15 protein-coding genes and 2 pseudogenes are annotated in these 17,522 nt (G+C 61.3%); 14 read left to right on the forward strand and 3 right to left on the reverse strand.

The window, feature by feature from the left end; translation table 11 throughout:
• Positions 1–271 precede the first annotated feature (271 nt).
• The 3 genes from wecB (at position 272) to NKI25_RS28470 (ending at position 3,271) form a co-directional block, all read left to right on the forward strand.
• The gene (gene wecB, locus NKI25_RS28460) at positions 272–1,414 is read left to right on the forward strand and encodes a non-hydrolyzing UDP-N-acetylglucosamine 2-epimerase (RefSeq protein WP_352642338.1); all 1,143 of its coding nucleotides are present in this window, start codon (positions 272–274) and stop codon (positions 1,412–1,414) included.
• 130 nt (positions 1,415–1,544) lie between these two features.
• The gene (locus tag NKI25_RS28465) at positions 1,545–2,270 is read left to right on the forward strand and encodes a hypothetical protein (RefSeq protein WP_352787268.1); all 726 of its coding nucleotides are present in this window, start codon (positions 1,545–1,547) and stop codon (positions 2,268–2,270) included.
• A 182-nt stretch (positions 2,271–2,452) separates the two neighbouring features.
• On the forward strand, positions 2,453–3,271 hold the full coding sequence (locus NKI25_RS28470; RefSeq protein WP_352787266.1) for an aldo/keto reductase: 819 nt from the start codon (positions 2,453–2,455) through the stop codon (positions 3,269–3,271).
• A 117-nt stretch (positions 3,272–3,388) separates the two neighbouring features.
• Here NKI25_RS28470 and NKI25_RS28475 read toward each other — a convergent pair.
• A pseudogene (locus NKI25_RS28475) lies at positions 3,389–3,616 on the reverse strand (DDE-type integrase/transposase/recombinase); the annotation flags it as partial.
• Positions 3,617–4,489: 873 nt separating this feature from the next.
• On the opposite strand from NKI25_RS28475, the pseudogene NKI25_RS28480 reads away from it, so the two are divergent.
• Positions 4,490–5,529, forward strand: a pseudogene (locus tag NKI25_RS28480) (ISNCY family transposase); the annotation flags it as partial.
• Between the two features lie 193 nt (positions 5,530–5,722).
• Here NKI25_RS28480 and NKI25_RS28485 read toward each other — a convergent pair.
• Positions 5,723–6,229 (reverse strand): flavin reductase family protein, encoded by a 507-nt coding sequence (locus NKI25_RS28485; RefSeq protein ID WP_352787264.1) that lies wholly within the window; start codon positions 6,227–6,229, stop codon positions 5,723–5,725.
• A gap of 27 nt (positions 6,230–6,256) precedes the next feature.
• Positions 6,257–6,841: an FAD/NAD(P)-binding protein gene (locus NKI25_RS28490; protein ID WP_352787262.1), complete on the reverse strand. Its 585-nt coding sequence runs from the start codon at positions 6,839–6,841 to the stop codon at positions 6,257–6,259.
• Positions 6,842–7,120: 279 nt separating this feature from the next.
• Here NKI25_RS28490 and NKI25_RS28495 point away from each other — a divergent pair, with 279 nt between their 5' ends.
• From NKI25_RS28495 to trbG, 10 genes are all read left to right on the forward strand, one after another.
• Entirely contained in the window at positions 7,121–9,151 is a 2,031-nt protein-coding gene (locus NKI25_RS28495) for a conjugal transfer protein TraG (protein ID WP_352824633.1), read from the forward strand.
• Between the two features lie 120 nt (positions 9,152–9,271).
• Positions 9,272–9,685 (forward strand): CopG family transcriptional regulator, encoded by a 414-nt coding sequence (locus NKI25_RS28500; RefSeq protein ID WP_352824635.1) that lies wholly within the window; start codon positions 9,272–9,274, stop codon positions 9,683–9,685.
• Entirely contained in the window at positions 9,682–10,650 is a 969-nt protein-coding gene (gene trbB / locus NKI25_RS28505) for a P-type conjugative transfer ATPase TrbB (protein WP_352824636.1), read from the forward strand. The genes NKI25_RS28500 and trbB overlap by 4 nt, the downstream gene beginning before the upstream one ends.
• A gap of 11 nt (positions 10,651–10,661) precedes the next feature.
• Complete coding sequence (locus NKI25_RS28510) at positions 10,662–10,970, forward strand: TrbC/VirB2 family type IV secretion system protein (RefSeq protein WP_352824639.1); 309 nt, start codon at positions 10,662–10,664, stop codon at positions 10,968–10,970.
• Positions 10,970–11,242 carry a VirB3 family type IV secretion system protein gene (locus NKI25_RS28515; RefSeq protein WP_353000025.1) on the forward strand — a complete coding sequence of 91 codons (273 nt, stop codon included), beginning with the start codon at positions 10,970–10,972 and terminating at the stop codon, positions 11,240–11,242. Before NKI25_RS28510 ends, NKI25_RS28515 begins: the two co-directional genes overlap by 1 nt.
• Positions 11,236–13,686 carry a conjugal transfer protein TrbE gene (gene trbE, locus NKI25_RS28520; protein WP_353000027.1) on the forward strand — a complete coding sequence of 817 codons (2,451 nt, stop codon included), beginning with the start codon at positions 11,236–11,238 and terminating at the stop codon, positions 13,684–13,686. The genes NKI25_RS28515 and trbE overlap by 7 nt, the downstream gene beginning before the upstream one ends.
• Entirely contained in the window at positions 13,683–14,408 is a 726-nt protein-coding gene (trbJ, locus tag NKI25_RS28525; protein WP_352824648.1) for a P-type conjugative transfer protein TrbJ, read from the forward strand. The genes trbE and trbJ overlap by 4 nt, the downstream gene beginning before the upstream one ends.
• Positions 14,409–14,444: 36 nt before the next feature.
• Positions 14,445–15,767, forward strand: coding sequence for a P-type conjugative transfer protein TrbL (gene trbL, locus NKI25_RS28530; RefSeq protein WP_353000029.1), 1,323 nt, complete (start codon positions 14,445–14,447; stop codon positions 15,765–15,767).
• Positions 15,768–16,499 carry a conjugal transfer protein TrbF gene (gene trbF / locus NKI25_RS28535; RefSeq protein WP_031212913.1) on the forward strand — a complete coding sequence of 244 codons (732 nt, stop codon included), beginning with the start codon at positions 15,768–15,770 and terminating at the stop codon, positions 16,497–16,499.
• Positions 16,489–17,517, forward strand: a complete 1,029-nt coding sequence (trbG, locus tag NKI25_RS28540) for a P-type conjugative transfer protein TrbG (protein ID WP_352824654.1) — start codon at positions 16,489–16,491, stop codon at positions 17,515–17,517. The genes trbF and trbG overlap by 11 nt, the downstream gene beginning before the upstream one ends.
• The last annotated feature ends 5 nt before the right edge of the window (positions 17,518–17,522 follow it).

Genomic DNA, 17,522 nt, shown 5'->3' on the forward strand with positions numbered 1-17,522 from the left:
GCAACTGCCGACCAGCATTGATGGCGCGGTTAGCCGCGATGGATGAAACAAGAAGGAGATCTGCGTCAGACGGCATTCTGTGGGAAGGGCGCATCGCCGTCCACCAGAAAGCGACGCTCGCATTCCAGTCGACCTCGGCTAGAGGATTCTCGTTGTCCGCTGTGATTGGCCAACACGTGGTTCGCTTAGGCCCTGATGGATGGCCCCCCTATGCAAGTCCTTGGCAACTGCGGTCGCCGGCGACCCCTCAGATTCTTCTGGAGAGACGATCATGTCCAAAGTGGCATTCATTTTCGGTACTCGTCCTGAGGCGATTAAATGCGCCCCAGTCATCAACGCAATGAAGCTCGACCGCAGGTTCGAGCCACTCGTTGTTTCCACGGGGCAGCATCGCGAGATGCTTGATATCACTTTACCGGAATTCGGTATTCGACCGGACATCGAACTAAACGTCATGCAACCTCGCCAGACCTTGTCGCAGGTCACACATCGAATACTGGAAATGCTCTCCGTGCAAATGGAACAATGGGGAATGGACGCGGTGATCGTTCATGGCGATACCGCGAGCACCCTGGCAGGCGCCCTGGCCGCCTTCCAGCACCGTATCCCCATCATCCATCTCGAGGCGGGCTTACGCAGCGGCAACATTGCATCACCATATCCAGAGGAGGCCAATCGGCGCCTCGTTGCCCAGATAACGGATCTCCACCTGGCGCCGACCATCCGGAGCAGCGAGAACCTTATCCGCGAAGGTGCCCGTGAGGATCGTATCACGGTCACCGGCAACACGGTCGTCGATGCACTTCATTGGGCGGCCGAAAATGCTCCCGCCTTCGCCGAGCCCGCACTTGCCGACCTCAAGAACGATACGCGGCGAATCGTGGTCGCCTCAGCACATCGACGCGAGTCGTGGGGTGCACCGATGCACGAGATCGCAAGAGCTCTGGTGCAGCTATCATCCCAGGAGAACGTGCGTGTCATCATCCCATTGCACAAGAACCTGGCAGTGCGCGAAGTCATGTTGCCCTATCTGAGCAACCAGGCGAATATTACGGTGGTGGATCCGCTACCGTACCGGAATTTCTGCAGCCTTATGCTGCGCTCGGACATCATCATCTCGGACAGCAGCGGCGCAGAGGAAGAAGGCCCTTCACTCGGCAAACCGACGCTTGTTTTAAGGGACATCACCGAGCGGCCGGAGGCTGTCGAAGCTGGCACAGCGCGCCTTGTGGGCCGCAGCACCGCCCGGATCGTGAGTGAAGCGACCCGACTGCTGCGCGATCCGGACGAATATTCACGAATGGCCCGGCCCGTGGACGCCTACGGCGATGGAAAGGCGACAACTCGGGTTATCGATGCAATCGCGAGATATTTCGCTGCACAGACGGCACGCGAGGCGCGGCTGGCCAGCTGATGGGCCCAGATGTCAGCGGCGTGGCGCGCACCGATCTTTGGATTTCGCTGCGATCCACGCCCTCCCACGAACACCACCATGTCCCTGTCGGACGGACCGGACCGGGCGACGATGGCAAGAGAGGAAGCTCATGGCTAGGCCTAACAACCGGCGAGATCTCAATTTCTCCAACGCTGTGGTTGACGCCGAACTGATTGAGGGCGCTTCGTCATTCGCACTTCACGGGCGCAATATCGTCTTCAACATCGGTGATACCGTCGTTGAGATCGCTGGTAAGCCTCGGCAAACAATCCAGCCATTTTCATCGACCACGCTCATCGACGCGGTCATCGAGAACGCACAGGCAATGATTGTGATCCGTGTTCTCGAGACAGTAGGCGCCAGGGCGAGCACTCTAGGGTGGCCGCGATATGCGGAGACGATCACCGACCCGACCGCGGAAATTCTCGGACTGCCGCTCTACCGCTCATCGCAGGACGACCTTATTGAAATTCGTCTGAGCGGTGCAGCGGCAATGCTTGCCGGGAACCCGGAGACCGACGGCATGACTTTTGCCGCGAAAGCCAATCTTTGGTTTGCTCCGGAAGCGACGGACTGCCTGATCCACAATCTGCATCCATTCATCGAGACCCATGTGCAGATCATGGGAGTGGGACGGATGCAGAGGTTTCAGACGCAGCAGCGGGAAACACTGACCGAAGAAATCCTGATGGCTCCGGGCTTCGCCCAGCCATTCTTCGATTGCACAAGCGATAGTATTGGCGGGTTTCTCTACCCATGGCATCAGTATTACGCGGATACGGATTGCATGTGGCTAGCTTTGGAGCTTCATCCGTTCGCTGGATCGCATGATTGACGTCGGCTCCATCCACAACGGAGGTTGACCACTGCATTATGAAAGGGCGTCAGTCGGAGAATGGCCGTGGCAGAGAGGAAGGTGATCCAGTCGATCGATCGCGCCGTGGTTTGGGACAGCATCCATCTATAGCAGCTCAATGTGCACACGGTTCGCTACGGCGCCTGGGAAAGGAAAGGAAAATGTCGATCTGCTTTCGGCCGGGACATGAACGTTCGTTTGGAACATATCCGCTCAAGGGCGAGGATTTGGAGAAGGCATTTGCCGCTGCGTACGAGGTCGGCTATCGATCATTCGACACAGCTCAACTGTACGGAAACGAGGCCGACTTGGGCGCGGCCATCCGCCAGGCTAACGTCTCGACAGACGACCTTCTCATCACCACGAAAGTGCATCCCGAGAACTACACCGAGGAACAGTTCCTGAAATCGGTGGAGGCGAGTCTGAACGCTCTTGGCGTGTCGAAGGTCGCCCTTCTGCTCCTTCATTGGCCGGATCCGTCCGGGGACAATCGCAAGTCTCTCGCCCTACTTCGGGACGCGAAGCGTAAGGGACTCGCGACCGAGATCGGCGTCTCTAATTTCACGGCCTCAATGATGCGGGACGCGCAATCATTCACCAATGGCGAAATCGCGATCAACCAGGTTGAATTCCACCCGCTTCTCGATCAGTCAATTCTGCTCGACATGTCCTTTCAGACGGGCGTTCCGCTGGCTTCGTTCTCTTCGGTCGCGAGGGGGGAGGTTTTCAAATATCCGCAATTTGGCCAGATCGGCATAGCCTACGGAAAGTCGGCTGCGCAGGTGGTGTTGAGATGGATTCTGCAGAAAGGCGTCGGCGTCAATACAATGTCAACCAAGCCGGAAAACATGCGGTCGAACTTCGACGTCATGGATTTCGTTCTATCTAGCGTCGACATGAAGCGGATCGACGCTCTCACATGCACGAACTTCAGGTGCGTGGACAAGAACAAGGTGCCGTGGACGCCGGAATGGGATTGACCGATTGCATGAGTATGCCATGAGCAACCGCTCTCTGCTTCCTGTCTTTCTGCAAAATCTCCCTGCTCGGTCCCAAAGTTTTTTCTGCGTCATGAAGGTGGTCGAGACCGGCCGCTGTCATGCCGCCAGCATGGCGAACTGCTCGGCCAGGGAGGGATTTGGATTGAATGCGTACTTGCCTGTCGCTTGCGCATCATGTGAAGCATTTCGATCCCGGACAGGATGATGCTGGCGGTGGCCGGCGACTTGAAGGCCAGCATCGGCCGCACACGGCGATTGAATGCGCCGATGGTCCTGCTCGATCCTGTTGTTCAAGTATCGACTTTTCCTGATCGTGATCGGTTTCAGCCAGCGTACTGGGCACCACCGACAAGGGCTGATCAATGACTGTTCGCCGGGCCGGGCAATGTCGGCGAAACCATCAAGTCCGGCGACGGCAAGGTGCTTGGCCATTCCGACGTGGCAACTCTGGTCGCGGCCATGGTTGGTATGGATCCGGCAACGTCGCCCACGGGGATCCGGCATCCAACCCAACGATGCGCGGTTTGGCGACGCCTAGCAGGTTGGAACCATCGCTGCGGCAATGCAGCAGTCCTGGATGGCTAATGAAAACAAGTCCAAGATGCCGGAGGTGCGCTTACACCGCACCACCGGGGTCTTCGCCGGAGCCAAATGCAGAAAAATCCAGGCGCGTGCTGAAATATCGTGAGGAATTCGATTTGGATTATGTCAGCTGATAAAACGACCCGAATTCAAATTCGATCGATCAATCAGCGCCCTTCGCCGGGGGGCTGTCGGTCCGCATCGCGCCTGACGGTATGCCGGTGCTCCTGCGGCCGCCCTGTTGGCGAGGGCTTTCGGGTCATCGCACTGTCACGCTTCGGCTATCCGCCTTCCCCCTCATGCTCAGCCCTACTCGATGCGGTGGACGCCCCCCCAACGGCATCGCGATGTGCTGTCGTTTCCGACTCTGACACCATGGTCAAACCCCCGCAGTTTACTGAGAGATTCCACAACTTCGTAAGCTGCGGCAGGAGAGAAAAAGCAACAGCTAGAAAACCGCCACCGAGTTCCATAATATGCGTTGCAACTTTTTAAGATGTCCTGATCTGGCAAAATAGGAATGTCGCTCCTGCTTGTGCCTTGCCACTCTCTCGCCTTCGAGAGCGGGGAGATTGCATCTTGGGACTGAAATCGCATTGAGGTCTTGTCGATGTTATAGAGCGGCGGATGACGAGCGTTGCCGCCGCAAGCGTGTTGGGAATTACTGCTCGGCAAGTCCAACGATTGATGAAGACATTCCTGGGCGACGGCGCGGCGGCTCTCGACAAAAGGCGCGGGGGCGACGCTCCAACAATCGCATCATCAATGGCATTCGCGACTTCGCTTTGGAGCTGATCCGCGAACACTATGTCGACTTCGGTCCGACGCTTGCCCACGAAGAGTGATCGAGCGGCATCAAATCGCCGTCAGCAGAGACGCTGCGCAAATGGATGACGGAGGCCGGGATCTGGACATCGGGCCGTGAACGCAAGCGCCGCGTGCACCAGCCGCGCGGACGGCGCGACTGTCTCGGCGAGATGGTGCAGATCGACGGCTCGCATCACTGGTGGTTCGAGAATCGTGGCCCCAAATGCGCCATGCTCGTCTTCATAGACGACGCGACCGGCAAGCTGCTGCATCTGCGCTTTGCGGGGTCGGAGAACACGTTCGACTATTTTCATGCCGCAAGGCGCTGGGGCAAGCCGCTTTCTTTCTACAGGGACAAGCATGGCGTCTTCCGGACGACACATGTTCGGAGAAGGATAGAAGCAGTGGCCTGACGCAGTTCGGCCGGGCTCTCTACGAGCTCAACATCCACATCATCTGCGCCAACTCCCCACAGGCAAAAGGTCGTGTTAAGCGCCCATCAGACGCTGCAGGACCGGCTTATGAAGGAACTGCGCCTTCGCGGCATCAACACCATCGAGGCGGCCAACGCCTTTGCGCCGGCATTCATGGCGGACTTTAACGCACGTTTTCGCAAAGAACCACGCAACCCGAAGGACATGCGCCGCCCCGATCACGAGAATCTGGTCGGCGCCATGTGCCGCAAGGAGGTCCGCACGCTGTCTCAGGCCCTGACACTGCGCTACGACAAGGTGCTGCTCATTCTCGATCCGACCGATACCGCGAGGCGACTTGCCCGCAAAAAGGTCGTCGTCTGCGACTACCCCGATGGTCGCCTCGAGGTCATGCACGACGGCATTGCCCTGCCTCCTGTCCCGCCATCCCGATGTCTGCCTGGATACGAACTGAGTGGCCGGATCGTGAACTCGGTGGACGAAGGTTTCGACCTTGCCCTTCGCGCGATGGGGCGCCGTGGCCCAGTGCCAGGCTGATGGCGCTTTACATCGCTTCGCGCGGTTTAGCTTAATCAAGCTGTTTGGAAAGGAGCCGAACCCAACAAGCTCACGATGATCCGTATGCGCCGTGATGATAGATCAGCGCCGGGCCTGGCTCTCCGCTCACCACCTCCCGGACGCTGCCGAGGATCAGCGCGTGGCTGTGGCGAATAATCGTGTCCTCGACCGTACAGTCGACCGCGGCGAGCGCGCTGTCGAGTGCCAATGCGCCGCTTGTAAGGCTAGACCAGCGGGCTCCCTCGTAACGCGCGGCCCCCCTCAGGTCACCGCGTCCGGCGAAACGGTCGGCAATCGCCATCTGGTCGGCACGCAGCACATTCACGCAGAAATGCCCATGCCGGCTGATGGCTGCCCAGGTAGACGAGTTCAGGTTGATGCTCACAACCATCACCTCTGGTTCGACCGATAGGGAATGGGCGGTGGTAACGGTTGCGCCCGTCCGTTCGTCGCCAACACCTGCGGTCACCACGGAGACAGCTCCGGCCAAGTGTCGCATCGCAAATTTCAGGGGAATCCGGGTTTCCACTGGGGGAACGCGTTCGGTCAGTGTCATCTGGATAGCCTTATCGTGTTTGCAGCTTCATGACACCTTGTGGCGCAACGCCGTTTGATATCCAAGCCATTCGTCGATTTCAGCGGCGATGCGCTCGGCATGCGCGGTGACTTCGGGAATTCCCATCAATTCGCCAACGCTGCCGCGCGCCAGTGGCCCGCTGACGAAAATGCTGTCGGTCGGGCGCCCGGATGTGCCGACCGCACGGCCTTGACTGTCGGTCTCCAAACCAAGACCAATCGGGTCGAGCCGGACCAATCCCATCCGCTCGAGCGCCGCAATCGCTGTGTTGGTCCGCAAGACATCGGCGTGCGCCGGTCCGGTCGTCACGATCACACTGTCGAAAGCATCGACAACGAGGCTGCGTTGGCCACGCAGCCGCTGCCGCACGCGAATGCATCCGTGTGCCTGTTCGGCGCCGACAATCGATGCGGCGCGATAGGCAAGCCTGCCCTCGGCAACGCGGCGATCGAGCACGGCCGCGATCTGTGGCGCGATGCGGAAGCGATGCACATCCCACAGCGCACGAAGATGACGCACCACGCGGCGTTGCTCGGCTAGCGGCAAGGCCTGCCAGATGGCCTGTCCCCGACGCCGGACGGCATCAAGCACCGGGTGCCAGTCCCCTGACGCTTGGCATCATCGTGGCCCGGATGCGCCTTCCTCACCACACACAGCCTTCTTCAATGTGCCCCGCGCAGATGCCAACATTTCTGCAACCAAACCGCGTACCTGGCACGCCGATAGGTTGCTGCGGCGGATTTTCGCTGTTCGCAGCTGAACAATACCTATCAACCTTGTCATCGCACCTAGTCGCACGTAGAGGCCGTTCGAATTCTCATCGCTCGGCGCGATGTTTGGTCCGTACGCCCAGAAGAGCGGAGCAAGCCATTGACACCCACGAAGTTGCTGATTGGGCAGATCGCTGTCGTATTCGCAATTGTCATTCTTGGCGTGTGGACTGCAACCCAGTGGTGCGCCCACATGCTCTCCTATCAGCCGCCACTCGGCGCGCCATGGTTTGTCGCGGCGGCCTGGCCGGTCTACAAGCCGTGGAAACTGTTCGAATGGTGGTTTCAATTCGACGCCTATGCGCCTGAGGTTTTCGACAAGGCCGGCATGCTTGCTGGAGCCAGTGGGTTCCTAGGCTGTGCCGCCGCGATAGCTGGCTCCCTCTGGCGCGCGCGGCAGCGCGGATTGGTCACCACCTATGGTTCCTCACGGTGGGCCGCGACTCGGGAGATCGAGAAGGCAGGGCTGTTTCAGCCGGCCGGCGTTTTGCTTGGCGAACTGAAGGATCGCTATCTGCGCCATGACGGACCGGAACACGTCATGGCCTTTGCGCCGACACGTTCGGGCAAGGGCGTCGGACTCGTTGTTCCAACCCTTCTTTCCTGGACCGGCTCGGCCGTCATTCACGACATCAAAGGCGAGAACTGGCAGCTGACCTCCGGCTGGCGGTCGAAGTTCTCGTACTCCCTTTTGTTCAATCCCACCGATCCGAGATCGGCGCGGTACAACCCGCTGCTGGAAGTGCGCAAAGGTCCAGATGAGGTCCGCGACGTTCAGAACATCGCAGACATTCTCGTCGATCCGGAAGGCGCGCTGGAGCGGCGGAACCATTGGGAGAAGACCAGTCATTCACTCCTAGTTGGCGCCATCTTGCACGTGCTCTACGCCGAAGAGGAAAAGACGCTTGCCCGCGTCGCCACCTTCCTGTCGAACCCACAACGCTCATTTGTCGCGACACTGCAGCAGATGATGATGACCAACCACCTCGGCGCGGCGGACAAGCCTGAGGCCCATCCCGTTGTGGCGTCGGCGGCCCGTGAGGTGCTGAACAAATCAGAGAACGAGCGTTCAGGCGTTCTCTCGACCGCCATGTCGTTTCTCGGGCTCTATCGTGATCCAACCGTGGCCGCGGCAACATCGGCCTGCGACTGGCGCATTGCCGACCTTGTGGATGCCGAGCGACCGATGTCGCTCTATCTGGTCGTGCCGCCGTCGGATATCTCGCGCACCAAGCCACTGGTGCGATTGGTGCTCAATCAAATCGGCCGGCGGCTGACCGAGCGGCTGGAGGGCGATGCAAAGAAGAGCCGCAAGCATCAGCTCCTGATGATGCTGGATGAATTCCCGGCGCTCGGTCGGCTCGACTTCTTCGAGACTGCGCTCGCCTTCATGGCAGGCTACGGCATCCGCGCTTATCTGATCGCGCAATCGTTGAACCAAATCTCCAAGGCCTATGGCGAGAACAACGCCATTCTCGACAATTGCCATGTGCGGATTGCCTTTTCCTCCAATGACGAGCGCACGGCCAAGCGTATCTCGGACGCGCTCGGTACGGCGACGGAGCTCAGATCCATGCGCAACTATGCCGGCCATCGGCTGGCGCCCTGGCTTTCGCACGTCATGGTGAGCCGCCAGGAAACCGCACGGCCGTTGCTGACGCCGGGCGAGGTGATGCAGCTGCCGCAGGAAGACGAATTGATACTGGTTTCGGGGTTGCCGCCGATCCGCGCGAAGAAACTGCGCTATTACCAGGATCAGAATTTCACCGAACGGGTGCTGCCTTCGCCGGCGCTACGCGAGGGTCCCTACGCGGACTCCCCTGCGTCACGCCCGGACGATTGGGTCGGACAGGTGCGCGGCGTTGACCGCCGTCTTGCTGCCGAGGGCGACAGTACCGGCGCAGCAATCGAAGAGGACGGCGGTCTCCAGCAGCAGCGTCATCCAGGTCTGCCCGAAGACCATCCCCTCCTTGCCCAAGAGCCTGATCAGGAGGATTTGCTCAAGCCTGCTGACGATGATAGCGAGGCGGCTGCCGACCAACGCGTGATGGACCGGATTTCCATCGCAGCACGTGCGTACGGCCTCAACGAGGGAATGGGCGACGACAAGGACATCATTCCCGGCTTCTGAACGGCGCTCAAAGGCAGAGCGCATCTCAGCGTAGATAACGGCCATAAGCAATTTGGGGTGTCTGGCCGATGCTTGTTCCTGCCGCTGGCGCATCAGCGTCGGTCAGTTGGAACGAGCTTCATGAAGCCCCACCGCATTCGCCACCAGTTTCTGCTCGAACTCGAGTTGAGCAAGAGGCTGGATAAACTCAGTCGTGATCCCTCGACCACCAAATCCGCGATCGTGGCAAAGGCGGTCGAGGCCTTCATCGAGCGGCGCGGTGAGAACGAGCTCGATCAGCGCTACGGTGTGAGGCTCGACCGTCTTTCCCGCGACCTCGGCCATGTCAGGCGCGATGTCGAGATGATCCTGGAGAGCCTGGCGCTCTTTATCCGCTTTTCGATCACGCTTCATGCGCACACGCCAATTCCCGACAAGGCAACCCAGGCGATTGCCCAGGAGCGCTTCGACAAGTTCGTCGAGCAGGTCGGGCGCCAGATTGCTTCCGGGAAGGGTGCGCTTGGCAACAAGAACGACGGGGGAGGGGAAGGATGAGTTTTCATCCAGAGGCCGACCACCGCCGCCGCGCCATGCTGCGCACCGCCATGGGGCCGGCGATCACCGAGGCGCTCGCCGATCCGACCGTCATCGAGGTGATGGTCAATCCCGATGGCGCGCTGAGGCTCGACCGGTTGGGCGAAGGCCGGGTCGAAACCGGCGTGCACATGCACCCTTCCGAGGCCGAGCGCATCATCCGGCTGGTTGCCTCCCACGTGCGCGCCGAGGCCCATGCCGGCAATCCGATCGTCAGTGCCGAACTGCCGTCAGGCGAGCGCTTCGAGGGATTGCTGCCGCCTGTCGTTCTGGCCCCGTGTTTCGCCATTCGCAAGCCGGCAGCAAAACTCTACACGCTGGCCAACTATGTCGCCGACCGCATCATGCTGCCACTTCAGGCCGACGCTCTGAAGAAGGCAGTCCGCGAGCGGCGCAACATCCTGGTCGCCGGCGGCACATCGTCGGGCAAGACCACGCTTGCCAATGCGCTGCTGGCGGAAGTCGCTGAGTGCGACGAGCGGGTGATCCTGATCGAGGACACGCGCGAGCTGCAATGCGCGGCGAAGGACTGCGTTGCCTTGAGGACGAGGCGGGGCTCGGTCACGCTTGCCGACCTCGTGCGCTCGACATTGCGACTTAGACCCGACCGTATCATCGTCGGCGAAGTGAGAGGTGCTGAAGCCCTCGACATGCTGAAGGCATGGAACACCGGGCATCCTGGCGGCATCGCCACGGTACACGCCAACTCAGCGCGCTCGGCCCTCTATCGCATCGAGCAGCTCGCCCAAGAGGCCGTCGTCACCGTGCCTCGCCGCCTCATCGCCGAGGCGATAGATCTGATCGTCTTTATCGCCGGACGCGGATCCTCGCGTCGCATCGACGCGATCGCCGAGGTCACTGGTCTCGATGGCGGCGGCGACTACGCCCTCACCCAACTCACGCTTCCGCAACTCCAGCAGTTTTGAGAGGTCACTTCATGCGCAAGAAGATTCGCTTTCTTTCGTCCGCCGCGCTCGCGTTTGTTCTCACCGCACCGGCGTATGCGGCCGGCTCCGGCATGCCCTGGGAACAGCCGCTGCAACAGATCCTGGAGTCGGTGCAGGGGCCGGTCGCCAAGATCGTCGCGGTGATCATCATCATCACCACCGGCCTGACCCTTGCTTTCGGTGACACGGCAGGCGGTTTTCGCCGGCTGATCCAGATTGTCTTCGGCCTGTCGATCGCCTTCGCGGCATCGAGCTTCTTTCTCTCGTTCTTCTCCTTCGGCGGCGGGGCACTCGTCTGATGGCCACCGGAGATCAGCATATCGAGGGTTTCGAAGTCCCCGTTCACAGGGCATTGACTGAGCCGATCCTGCTGGGCGGCGCGCCGCGAGCGGTGGCGATCCTCAACGGCACGGTGGCCGCGGCAATAGGCCTTGGCCTGCAGCAGTGGATCGCCGGACTGGCGCTCTGGATCGCCGGCCACACGCTCGCGGTCTTTGCGGCAAGACGCGACCCGGACTTTGCCAGCGTGCTTGTCCGCCATCTACGGCAGAAGGGCTGGCTTGCATGCTGAGGCTTTCGGAGTATCGCGGCAAAGCCGACCGGCTTGCCGACCATCTGCCTTGGGCAGCACTCGTTGCGCCTGGCATCGTGCTCAACAAGGACGGCAGCTTCCAGCGGACGTTGCGGTTTCGTGGCCCCGACCTTGAAAGTGCGACGGAAGCTGAGCTCATCGGCATTTGCGCGCGAGCAAACAATGCGCTCAGACGCCTCGGCTCCGGTTGGGCATTGTTCTTCGAGGCTGAGCGGATCGAAGCGCTTGGCTATCCGAGTTCGAGGTTTCCCGACGCCGCCTCATGGCTGGTCGATGAGGAGCGGCGCGCCGCCTTCGAGGGCAAGGTCGCGCATTTCGAGAGCGTCTATCATCTGACCTTGGTCTTCATGCCGGCGCCAGATGGCCAGGCGCGGGCGGAAAGCGCACTGGTCGACTCGCACCGCTCGGGAGGGGCTAGAGACTGGCGCCAGGAGGTGGCGTGGTTTCGCGACGGGACCGACCGCGTCCTGGATTTGCTGTCCGGCTTCATGCCGGAAGTGCGCGCCCTCGATGATGCCGAGACGCTAACCTATCTGCACGGCACAATCTCGACCTACCGCCATCCGGTCGCCATGCCGGAAACGCCAATGTATCTCGACGGTGTTCTGGTTGACGCGCCGCTTACCGGCGGCCTGGAGCCGATGCTGGGTGAGCAGCATCTGTGCACCCTCACCATCCTTGGTTTCCCGAACGTCACCCGGCCAGGAATCCTTGATGCGCTCAATCACCAGGATTTCGCCTATCGCTGGATGACGCGCTTCATCCCGCTCGACAAGACGGAAGCCACAAAGACACTGACCCGGTCGCGGCGGCAGTGGTTTGCCAAGCGCAAATCGATCGTCGCGATCCTCCGCGAAGTTGTGACCAACGAACCGGTCCCGCTCGTCGACAGCGATGCCGACAACAAGGCGCTTGATGCCGACGAAGCACTTCAGGCGTTGGGCGGCGATCATGTCGGCTTCGGCTATCTCACCACTACCGTGACGGTGTGGGACGAGGATCGCCAAGCCGCCGCGGAGAAACTTCGCGCGGTCGAGCGCATCGTCAACGGACTCGGCTTCACCACAATCCGTGAAAGCGTCAATGCGGTCGAGGCGTGGCTCGGCTCGTTGCCCGGCCATGTCTATGCCAACGTTCGCCAGCCGCTCATTCATACATTGAACCTTGCCCATCTCATGCCGCTATCGTCGGTTTGGGCCGGTCCGGCGACAAACGAGCATCTCGCGAAAGTCACCCGGATCGAAGCACCGTCGCTTCTTGTTGCCGAGACCAGCGGGTCGACCCCGTTTCGGCTTTCAACCCATGTCGACGATGTCGGTCACATGCTGATCGTTGGTCCAACTGGTGCCGGCAAGTCGGTTCTGCTTGCCCTCGTCGCTCTGCAGTTCCGCCGCTATGCCGGCGCACAGGTTTATGTCTTCGACAAGGGCAACTCGGCTCGCGCGGCGACACTCGCCATGGGTGGAGAGCACCATGGGCTTGGTGCGGACGGTGCGCTTGCCTTCCAACCGCTGCGCAATGTCAACGACCGGGCTGTCCGCACCTGGGCAGCCGAATGGATCGCCGGCCTCATCGCCCATGAGAATGTCACCGTCACGCCGGAGGTGAAGGAGGCAATCTGGTCGGCACTCACCAGCCTTGCCACCGCGCCGGCGCAGGAACGCACGCTGACGGGCCTGTCGGTTCTGCTTCAGTCCAATGGGCTCAAGGCCGCGTTGATGCCCTACACGCTCGACGGTCCCTTCGGCCGGCTGCTCGATGCCGATGAAGATCGGCTGGCTTTGTCGGATGTGCAGTGTTTCGAGACCGAAGAGCTGATGCACAGCCAAGGCGCTGTGCTGCCGGTGCTCACCTATCTCTTCCATCGTCTCGAGGAGCGGTTCGACGGGCGGCCGACTCTGCTTATGCTCGACGAGGCTTGGGTTTATCTCGACAACCCGCTCTTTTCCGCCCGCATCCGCGAATGGCTGAAGGTGCTGCGAAAGAGGAACGTGTCGGTGATCTTCGCCACGCAGTCGCTTGCCGACATCGCTGGCTCTTCCATCGCGCCGGCGATCATCGAGAGTTGCCCACAGCGCATTTTTCTTCCCAATGACCGTGCCGTGGAACCGCAGGCGCGGGTGGCCTATGAGCGATTTGGTCTGAACGAGCGGCAGATAGAACTGGTCGCCCGGGCGACGCCGAAGAGGCAATACTATCTGCAGTCGCGCCGCGGCAACCGGCTCTTCGAGCTCGGGCTCGGCCCGATCACGCTTGCGCTTTGCGGAGCCTCCGACCCGGCCACGCAGACCCTGATTGACAGGGTCCTGTCGGAGCACGGACAGGACAGCTTTGCCTCCCGGTTCCTGGGTGCGCGCGGCCTCGATTGGGCTGCCGAGCTTCTCCAGCAATTCCCTCAACCAGACAAGGAGCAATCGTCATGATGCGGCGCCGCCTTCTCACCAGCCTGATCACCGTTTCCCTAATCGCAAAACCGATGGCCGACTACGTCCAGCCGGCCCACGCCCTAATCGTGTTCGATCCGTCGAATTATGCGCAGAACGTGCTGACAGCGGCACGTTCCCTGGAGCAGATAAACAACCAGATCCAGTCGCTTCAGAACCAGGCGACGATGCTGCAGAACATGGCGCGCAACCTTCAGCGCCTGGATTTTTCTTCCGTCGGGCAGCTCACAGGTTCGCTCCAACGGATCGACGGCCTGATGACCCAGGCCAGCGGCCTGAGCTTCGATCTCGACAAGCTTCAGAACCAGTGGCGTGAGCAATATCCGGAAAGCTACGACGCCACAATCAAGGTCAGCGATGTGGCGAGCGCCGCGCGCGAGCGCTGGCAAAACGCCATGCAGGCGTTCCGCCAAACCATGAGCGCGCAGTCGCAGATCGTGGAGAACGTGCGGGCCGACGGCGACCTGCTTACCGATCTCGTCAACCGCAGTCAGGGCGCGGCAGGTGCCCTTGAGGCAAGCCAGGCCACCAATCAGCTGATCGCGCTTTCGACCAAGCAGCAGATTCAGATCCAGACGCTGCTCGCGACCCAGTTCCGGGCTGAAGCCGAAGATGCTGCCCGCAAGGCGCAGTCCGAGGAAGCCGCCCGCGAGACGACGAAGCGTTTCCTGGGCACCGGAACGGCCTATCCCGGCAACTGATCAGCAGTTCTTCAAGACAACGAGGAAGGCGGCGACATGAACGACCTCGGCGTCATTGATCGCTTCATGGAGACTTTTACCCGCTATATTGATAGCGGGTTCGGTCTGCTTTCGGGCGACGTCGCCTTTCTCACCACCATCCTGATCGGCATCGACATCACGCTGGCAGGCCTGGTCTGGGCGTTCGGCGGCGAGCCCAATGTTCTTGGCCGGCTTGTCCGAAAAGTGCTCTATGTCGGCGCCTTCGCCTTCATCCTGAACAATTTTAAGAACCTCGCCGACATCATCTACCATTCCTTTGCCGGGCTCGGCATCAACGCATCGGCCGGCAATCTGTCCGCCGACAGTCTCCTGCGGCCAGGCCGCATTGCCGCGGCCGGCTTCGAGGGCGCCTGGCCGCTGCTCAATCAAGCGAGCCAGCTAGTCGGCTTCCCCGAGATCTTTGGCAACGCGCTGACCATCTTCGTGCTGCTTCTCGCCTGGTTCCTGGTCCTCATCGCCTTCTTCATTCTTTCAATTCAGCTCTTCATCACCATCCTGGAGTTCAAACTCACCACATTGGCCGGTTTTGTTCTGGTGCCTTTCGCGCTCTGGAACCGTTCGGCGTTTCTGGCCGAGCGCGTGCTCGGCAATGTGATCTCGTCGGGCATTAAGGTGATGGTGCTTGCTGTCATCGTCCGCATCGGCTCCACGCTCTTCGGCGAGTTCGCTTCCGCGCTGCAAGGCAAGGAGCCGGACTTGGCCGCGGCCATGTCACAGGTACTGGGCGCGTTGGCGCTGCTTGGGCTCGGCATTTTCGGGCCGGGAATTGCCTCGGGTCTTGTCTCGGGCGCGCCGCAGCTTGGCGCGGGAGCCGCACTCGGAACCACCGCGGCGGCAGCCGGATCAACGCTCGTTGCCGGAGGTGCGGCGCTTGCCGGCGCGCGCATGGCAACCGGCGGCGGTCTCGCCGCCGTTCGAGCCGGCACGGCCATGGGATCGGCTGCTTCCACAGCTTGGCAGATGGGGCGTGCAACATCGCCCGAGTCCGGCCTCTCCGGCGTAGCTGCTGGACTGCAAGGCGTTGCCGACGCAGCTGGCGGCGCCGCGATGCGGGGAATGCGATCTGCAACAGAACCATTCCGGCGCAGCGCCGATGCCGGCCGCGATGCCGCCTGGACCGCGGCGGGCGGCAAGCCGACCGCATCAATGACCGGAAACCCTGCCGCGTCAGGTGCCAATGCCGCGCCGGCGTGGGCGAGGCGCTTGCGTTCCGAACAGACCGCGCGCGCCCATCGCCACGCCGCCACGCACGCCGTCCGTGATGGCGATCGGGGTGGAAGCGGCGCCAACCCCTCTCTCAATGACAAGGAAGACTAGATGCTCTTCAAGCGACCTGTTCAACGCTACGGGAAGACGCCCCACCCCGTCACACCATACCAGAAGGCCGCCCAACTTTGGGACGAGCGCATCGGCACAGCGCGCGTGCAGGCAAGGAACTGGCGCCTGATGGCCTTCGGCTGCCTCGCTCTGGCCACCGGGCTCTCTGGTGGACTCTTGTGGCAGTCGATGCAGGGCCGCGTCGTGCCCTATGTCGTCGAGGTAGATCGTTTCGGCGAGGCGCGCGCCGTCGCCCCAGCAATCCGGGACTACGAGCCCACCGATGCCCAGATCGCCTGGCATCTCGGCCGCTTCATCCAGAATGTCCGCTCTGTTTCCACCGATGCGGTCCTGGTGCGGCAGAATTGGCTCTCGGCCTACGACTTTGCCACCGACCGTGGAGCCCTCTTTCTCAACGAGTACGCTAAGGCCAACGACCCGTTCGGCAAGATCGGCACGCGCAGCGTCTCGGTGCAGGTGACGAGCGTGGTTCGAGCGTCCGACAGCTCCTTTCAAGTCAAATGGACCGAGCAGGTCTTTGAGCGCGGCAGCCTCGCCAGCACAACGCGTTGGACCGGGATCCTCACCATTGTGATCCGGCCGCCGAACAATACCGATCAGCTGCGCAAAAACCCGCTCGGCGTCTTCATCAATGCCATCGACTGGTCGCGCGAGCTCGACAGTGCCGCGCAGACTTCCGTTCCCCCAAAGGAGCCCGCCAATGATAAATAGACTCTCGTCGCTCCGCACTGCGCTAATCCTCTCGGCGTTGGCTGCGGTCATCTCCGCCTGTGCCTCGAAGCCGGTGCCGCCGCCGCAGATTTCCTATGATGCTGCCAAGTTCCAACCAGCGGCAATCGAGAAGGCGCCGGAGAAGCCCGTCAAGGTCGTGGAAGTGCCGAAACCGCTGCCGCTGCCCGGCCAGTTGCAGCCCGAGCCGGGCAAGGCTGCTGAAGACAGGCGCTCGCCTGAAGAACGTGTCGCCGATGCCAACAAGGCGGCGACGCAGCAACCCTCCAAATATGGCTATGTGAATGCGGTGCAGGTTTACCCCTTTGCCGAAGGCGCGCTCTACCAGCTCTATGCAGCACCGGAGCGCGTCAGCGATATCGCTCTGCAGTCAGGCGAGAAACTCCAATCCGTGTCGGCCGGCGATACAGTGCGCTGGGTAATTGGCGACACCGTCAGTGGCTCCGGCGATGATCAGCGCACCCATGTGCTGGTGAAGCCCTTCGCGCCAGGACTTGCCACCAATCTGGTGATCACCACGGACCGGCGAAGCTATCACCTGCAGCTTCAAAGCACGGATAAGACCGCCATGGCGGCAATCTCCTGGACCTACAGCGAGGACCAGATCATCGCGCTACGCCGGCGCAATGCGCAGGCCGAGGCTGCTATGCCAGTGGCGTCGAATGTGGCTCTCGAAAATATTCGCTTCCGCTATTCGATTACTGGAGACATGCCGCCCTGGAGGCCGACGCGCGCGTTCGATGATGGCAGCAAGGTCTACATCGAGTTCCCGCGCCGCATCGATCAGGGCGAGGCCCCGCCGCTCTTCATCGTCGGTGCTGACGGGGAGAACCAGCTCGTCAACTACCGCGTACGGGGCAACTATTACATCGTCGATCGCCTCTTCGCCGCGGCCGAACTGCGCCTCGGCGCCAAGCAGCAGCAGGTGGTGCGCATTACGAGGACCGACGGCAGGCAAGCGCCGCGGGGGATATTGCTCTTTTCGCGTTCCAGCAGGTGAGGGAC

It is taken from the genome of Mesorhizobium sp. M0808, from assembly GCF_040320025.1.
Lineage (GTDB): Bacteria > Pseudomonadota > Alphaproteobacteria > Rhizobiales > Rhizobiaceae > Mesorhizobium.

Excerpts from the sequence above, each read along its gene's own strand:
- NKI25_RS28500 (WP_352824635.1), top strand. The coding sequence starts at position 9,272 with ATGAAGCCCCACCGCATTCGCCACCAGTTTCTGCTCGAACTCGAGTTG.
- NKI25_RS28485 (WP_352787264.1), bottom strand. The coding sequence starts at position 6,229 with ATGACACTGACCGAACGCGTTCCCCCAGTGGAAACCCGGATTCCCCTG.
- trbJ (WP_352824648.1), top strand. The coding sequence starts at position 13,683 with ATGATGCGGCGCCGCCTTCTCACCAGCCTGATCACCGTTTCCCTAATC.
- trbE (WP_353000027.1), top strand. The coding sequence starts at position 11,236 with ATGCTGAGGCTTTCGGAGTATCGCGGCAAAGCCGACCGGCTTGCCGAC.
- trbB (WP_352824636.1), top strand. The coding sequence starts at position 9,682 with ATGAGTTTTCATCCAGAGGCCGACCACCGCCGCCGCGCCATGCTGCGC.
- NKI25_RS28465 (WP_352787268.1), top strand. The coding sequence starts at position 1,545 with ATGGCTAGGCCTAACAACCGGCGAGATCTCAATTTCTCCAACGCTGTG.
- trbF (WP_031212913.1), top strand. The coding sequence starts at position 15,768 with ATGCTCTTCAAGCGACCTGTTCAACGCTACGGGAAGACGCCCCACCCC.
- NKI25_RS28510 (WP_352824639.1), top strand. The coding sequence starts at position 10,662 with ATGCGCAAGAAGATTCGCTTTCTTTCGTCCGCCGCGCTCGCGTTTGTT.
- trbL (WP_353000029.1), top strand. The coding sequence starts at position 14,445 with ATGAACGACCTCGGCGTCATTGATCGCTTCATGGAGACTTTTACCCGC.
- NKI25_RS28470 (WP_352787266.1), top strand. The coding sequence starts at position 2,453 with ATGTCGATCTGCTTTCGGCCGGGACATGAACGTTCGTTTGGAACATAT.
- NKI25_RS28515 (WP_353000025.1), top strand. The coding sequence starts at position 10,970 with ATGGCCACCGGAGATCAGCATATCGAGGGTTTCGAAGTCCCCGTTCAC.
- trbG (WP_352824654.1), top strand. The coding sequence starts at position 16,489 with ATGATAAATAGACTCTCGTCGCTCCGCACTGCGCTAATCCTCTCGGCG.
- wecB (WP_352642338.1), top strand. The coding sequence starts at position 272 with ATGTCCAAAGTGGCATTCATTTTCGGTACTCGTCCTGAGGCGATTAAA.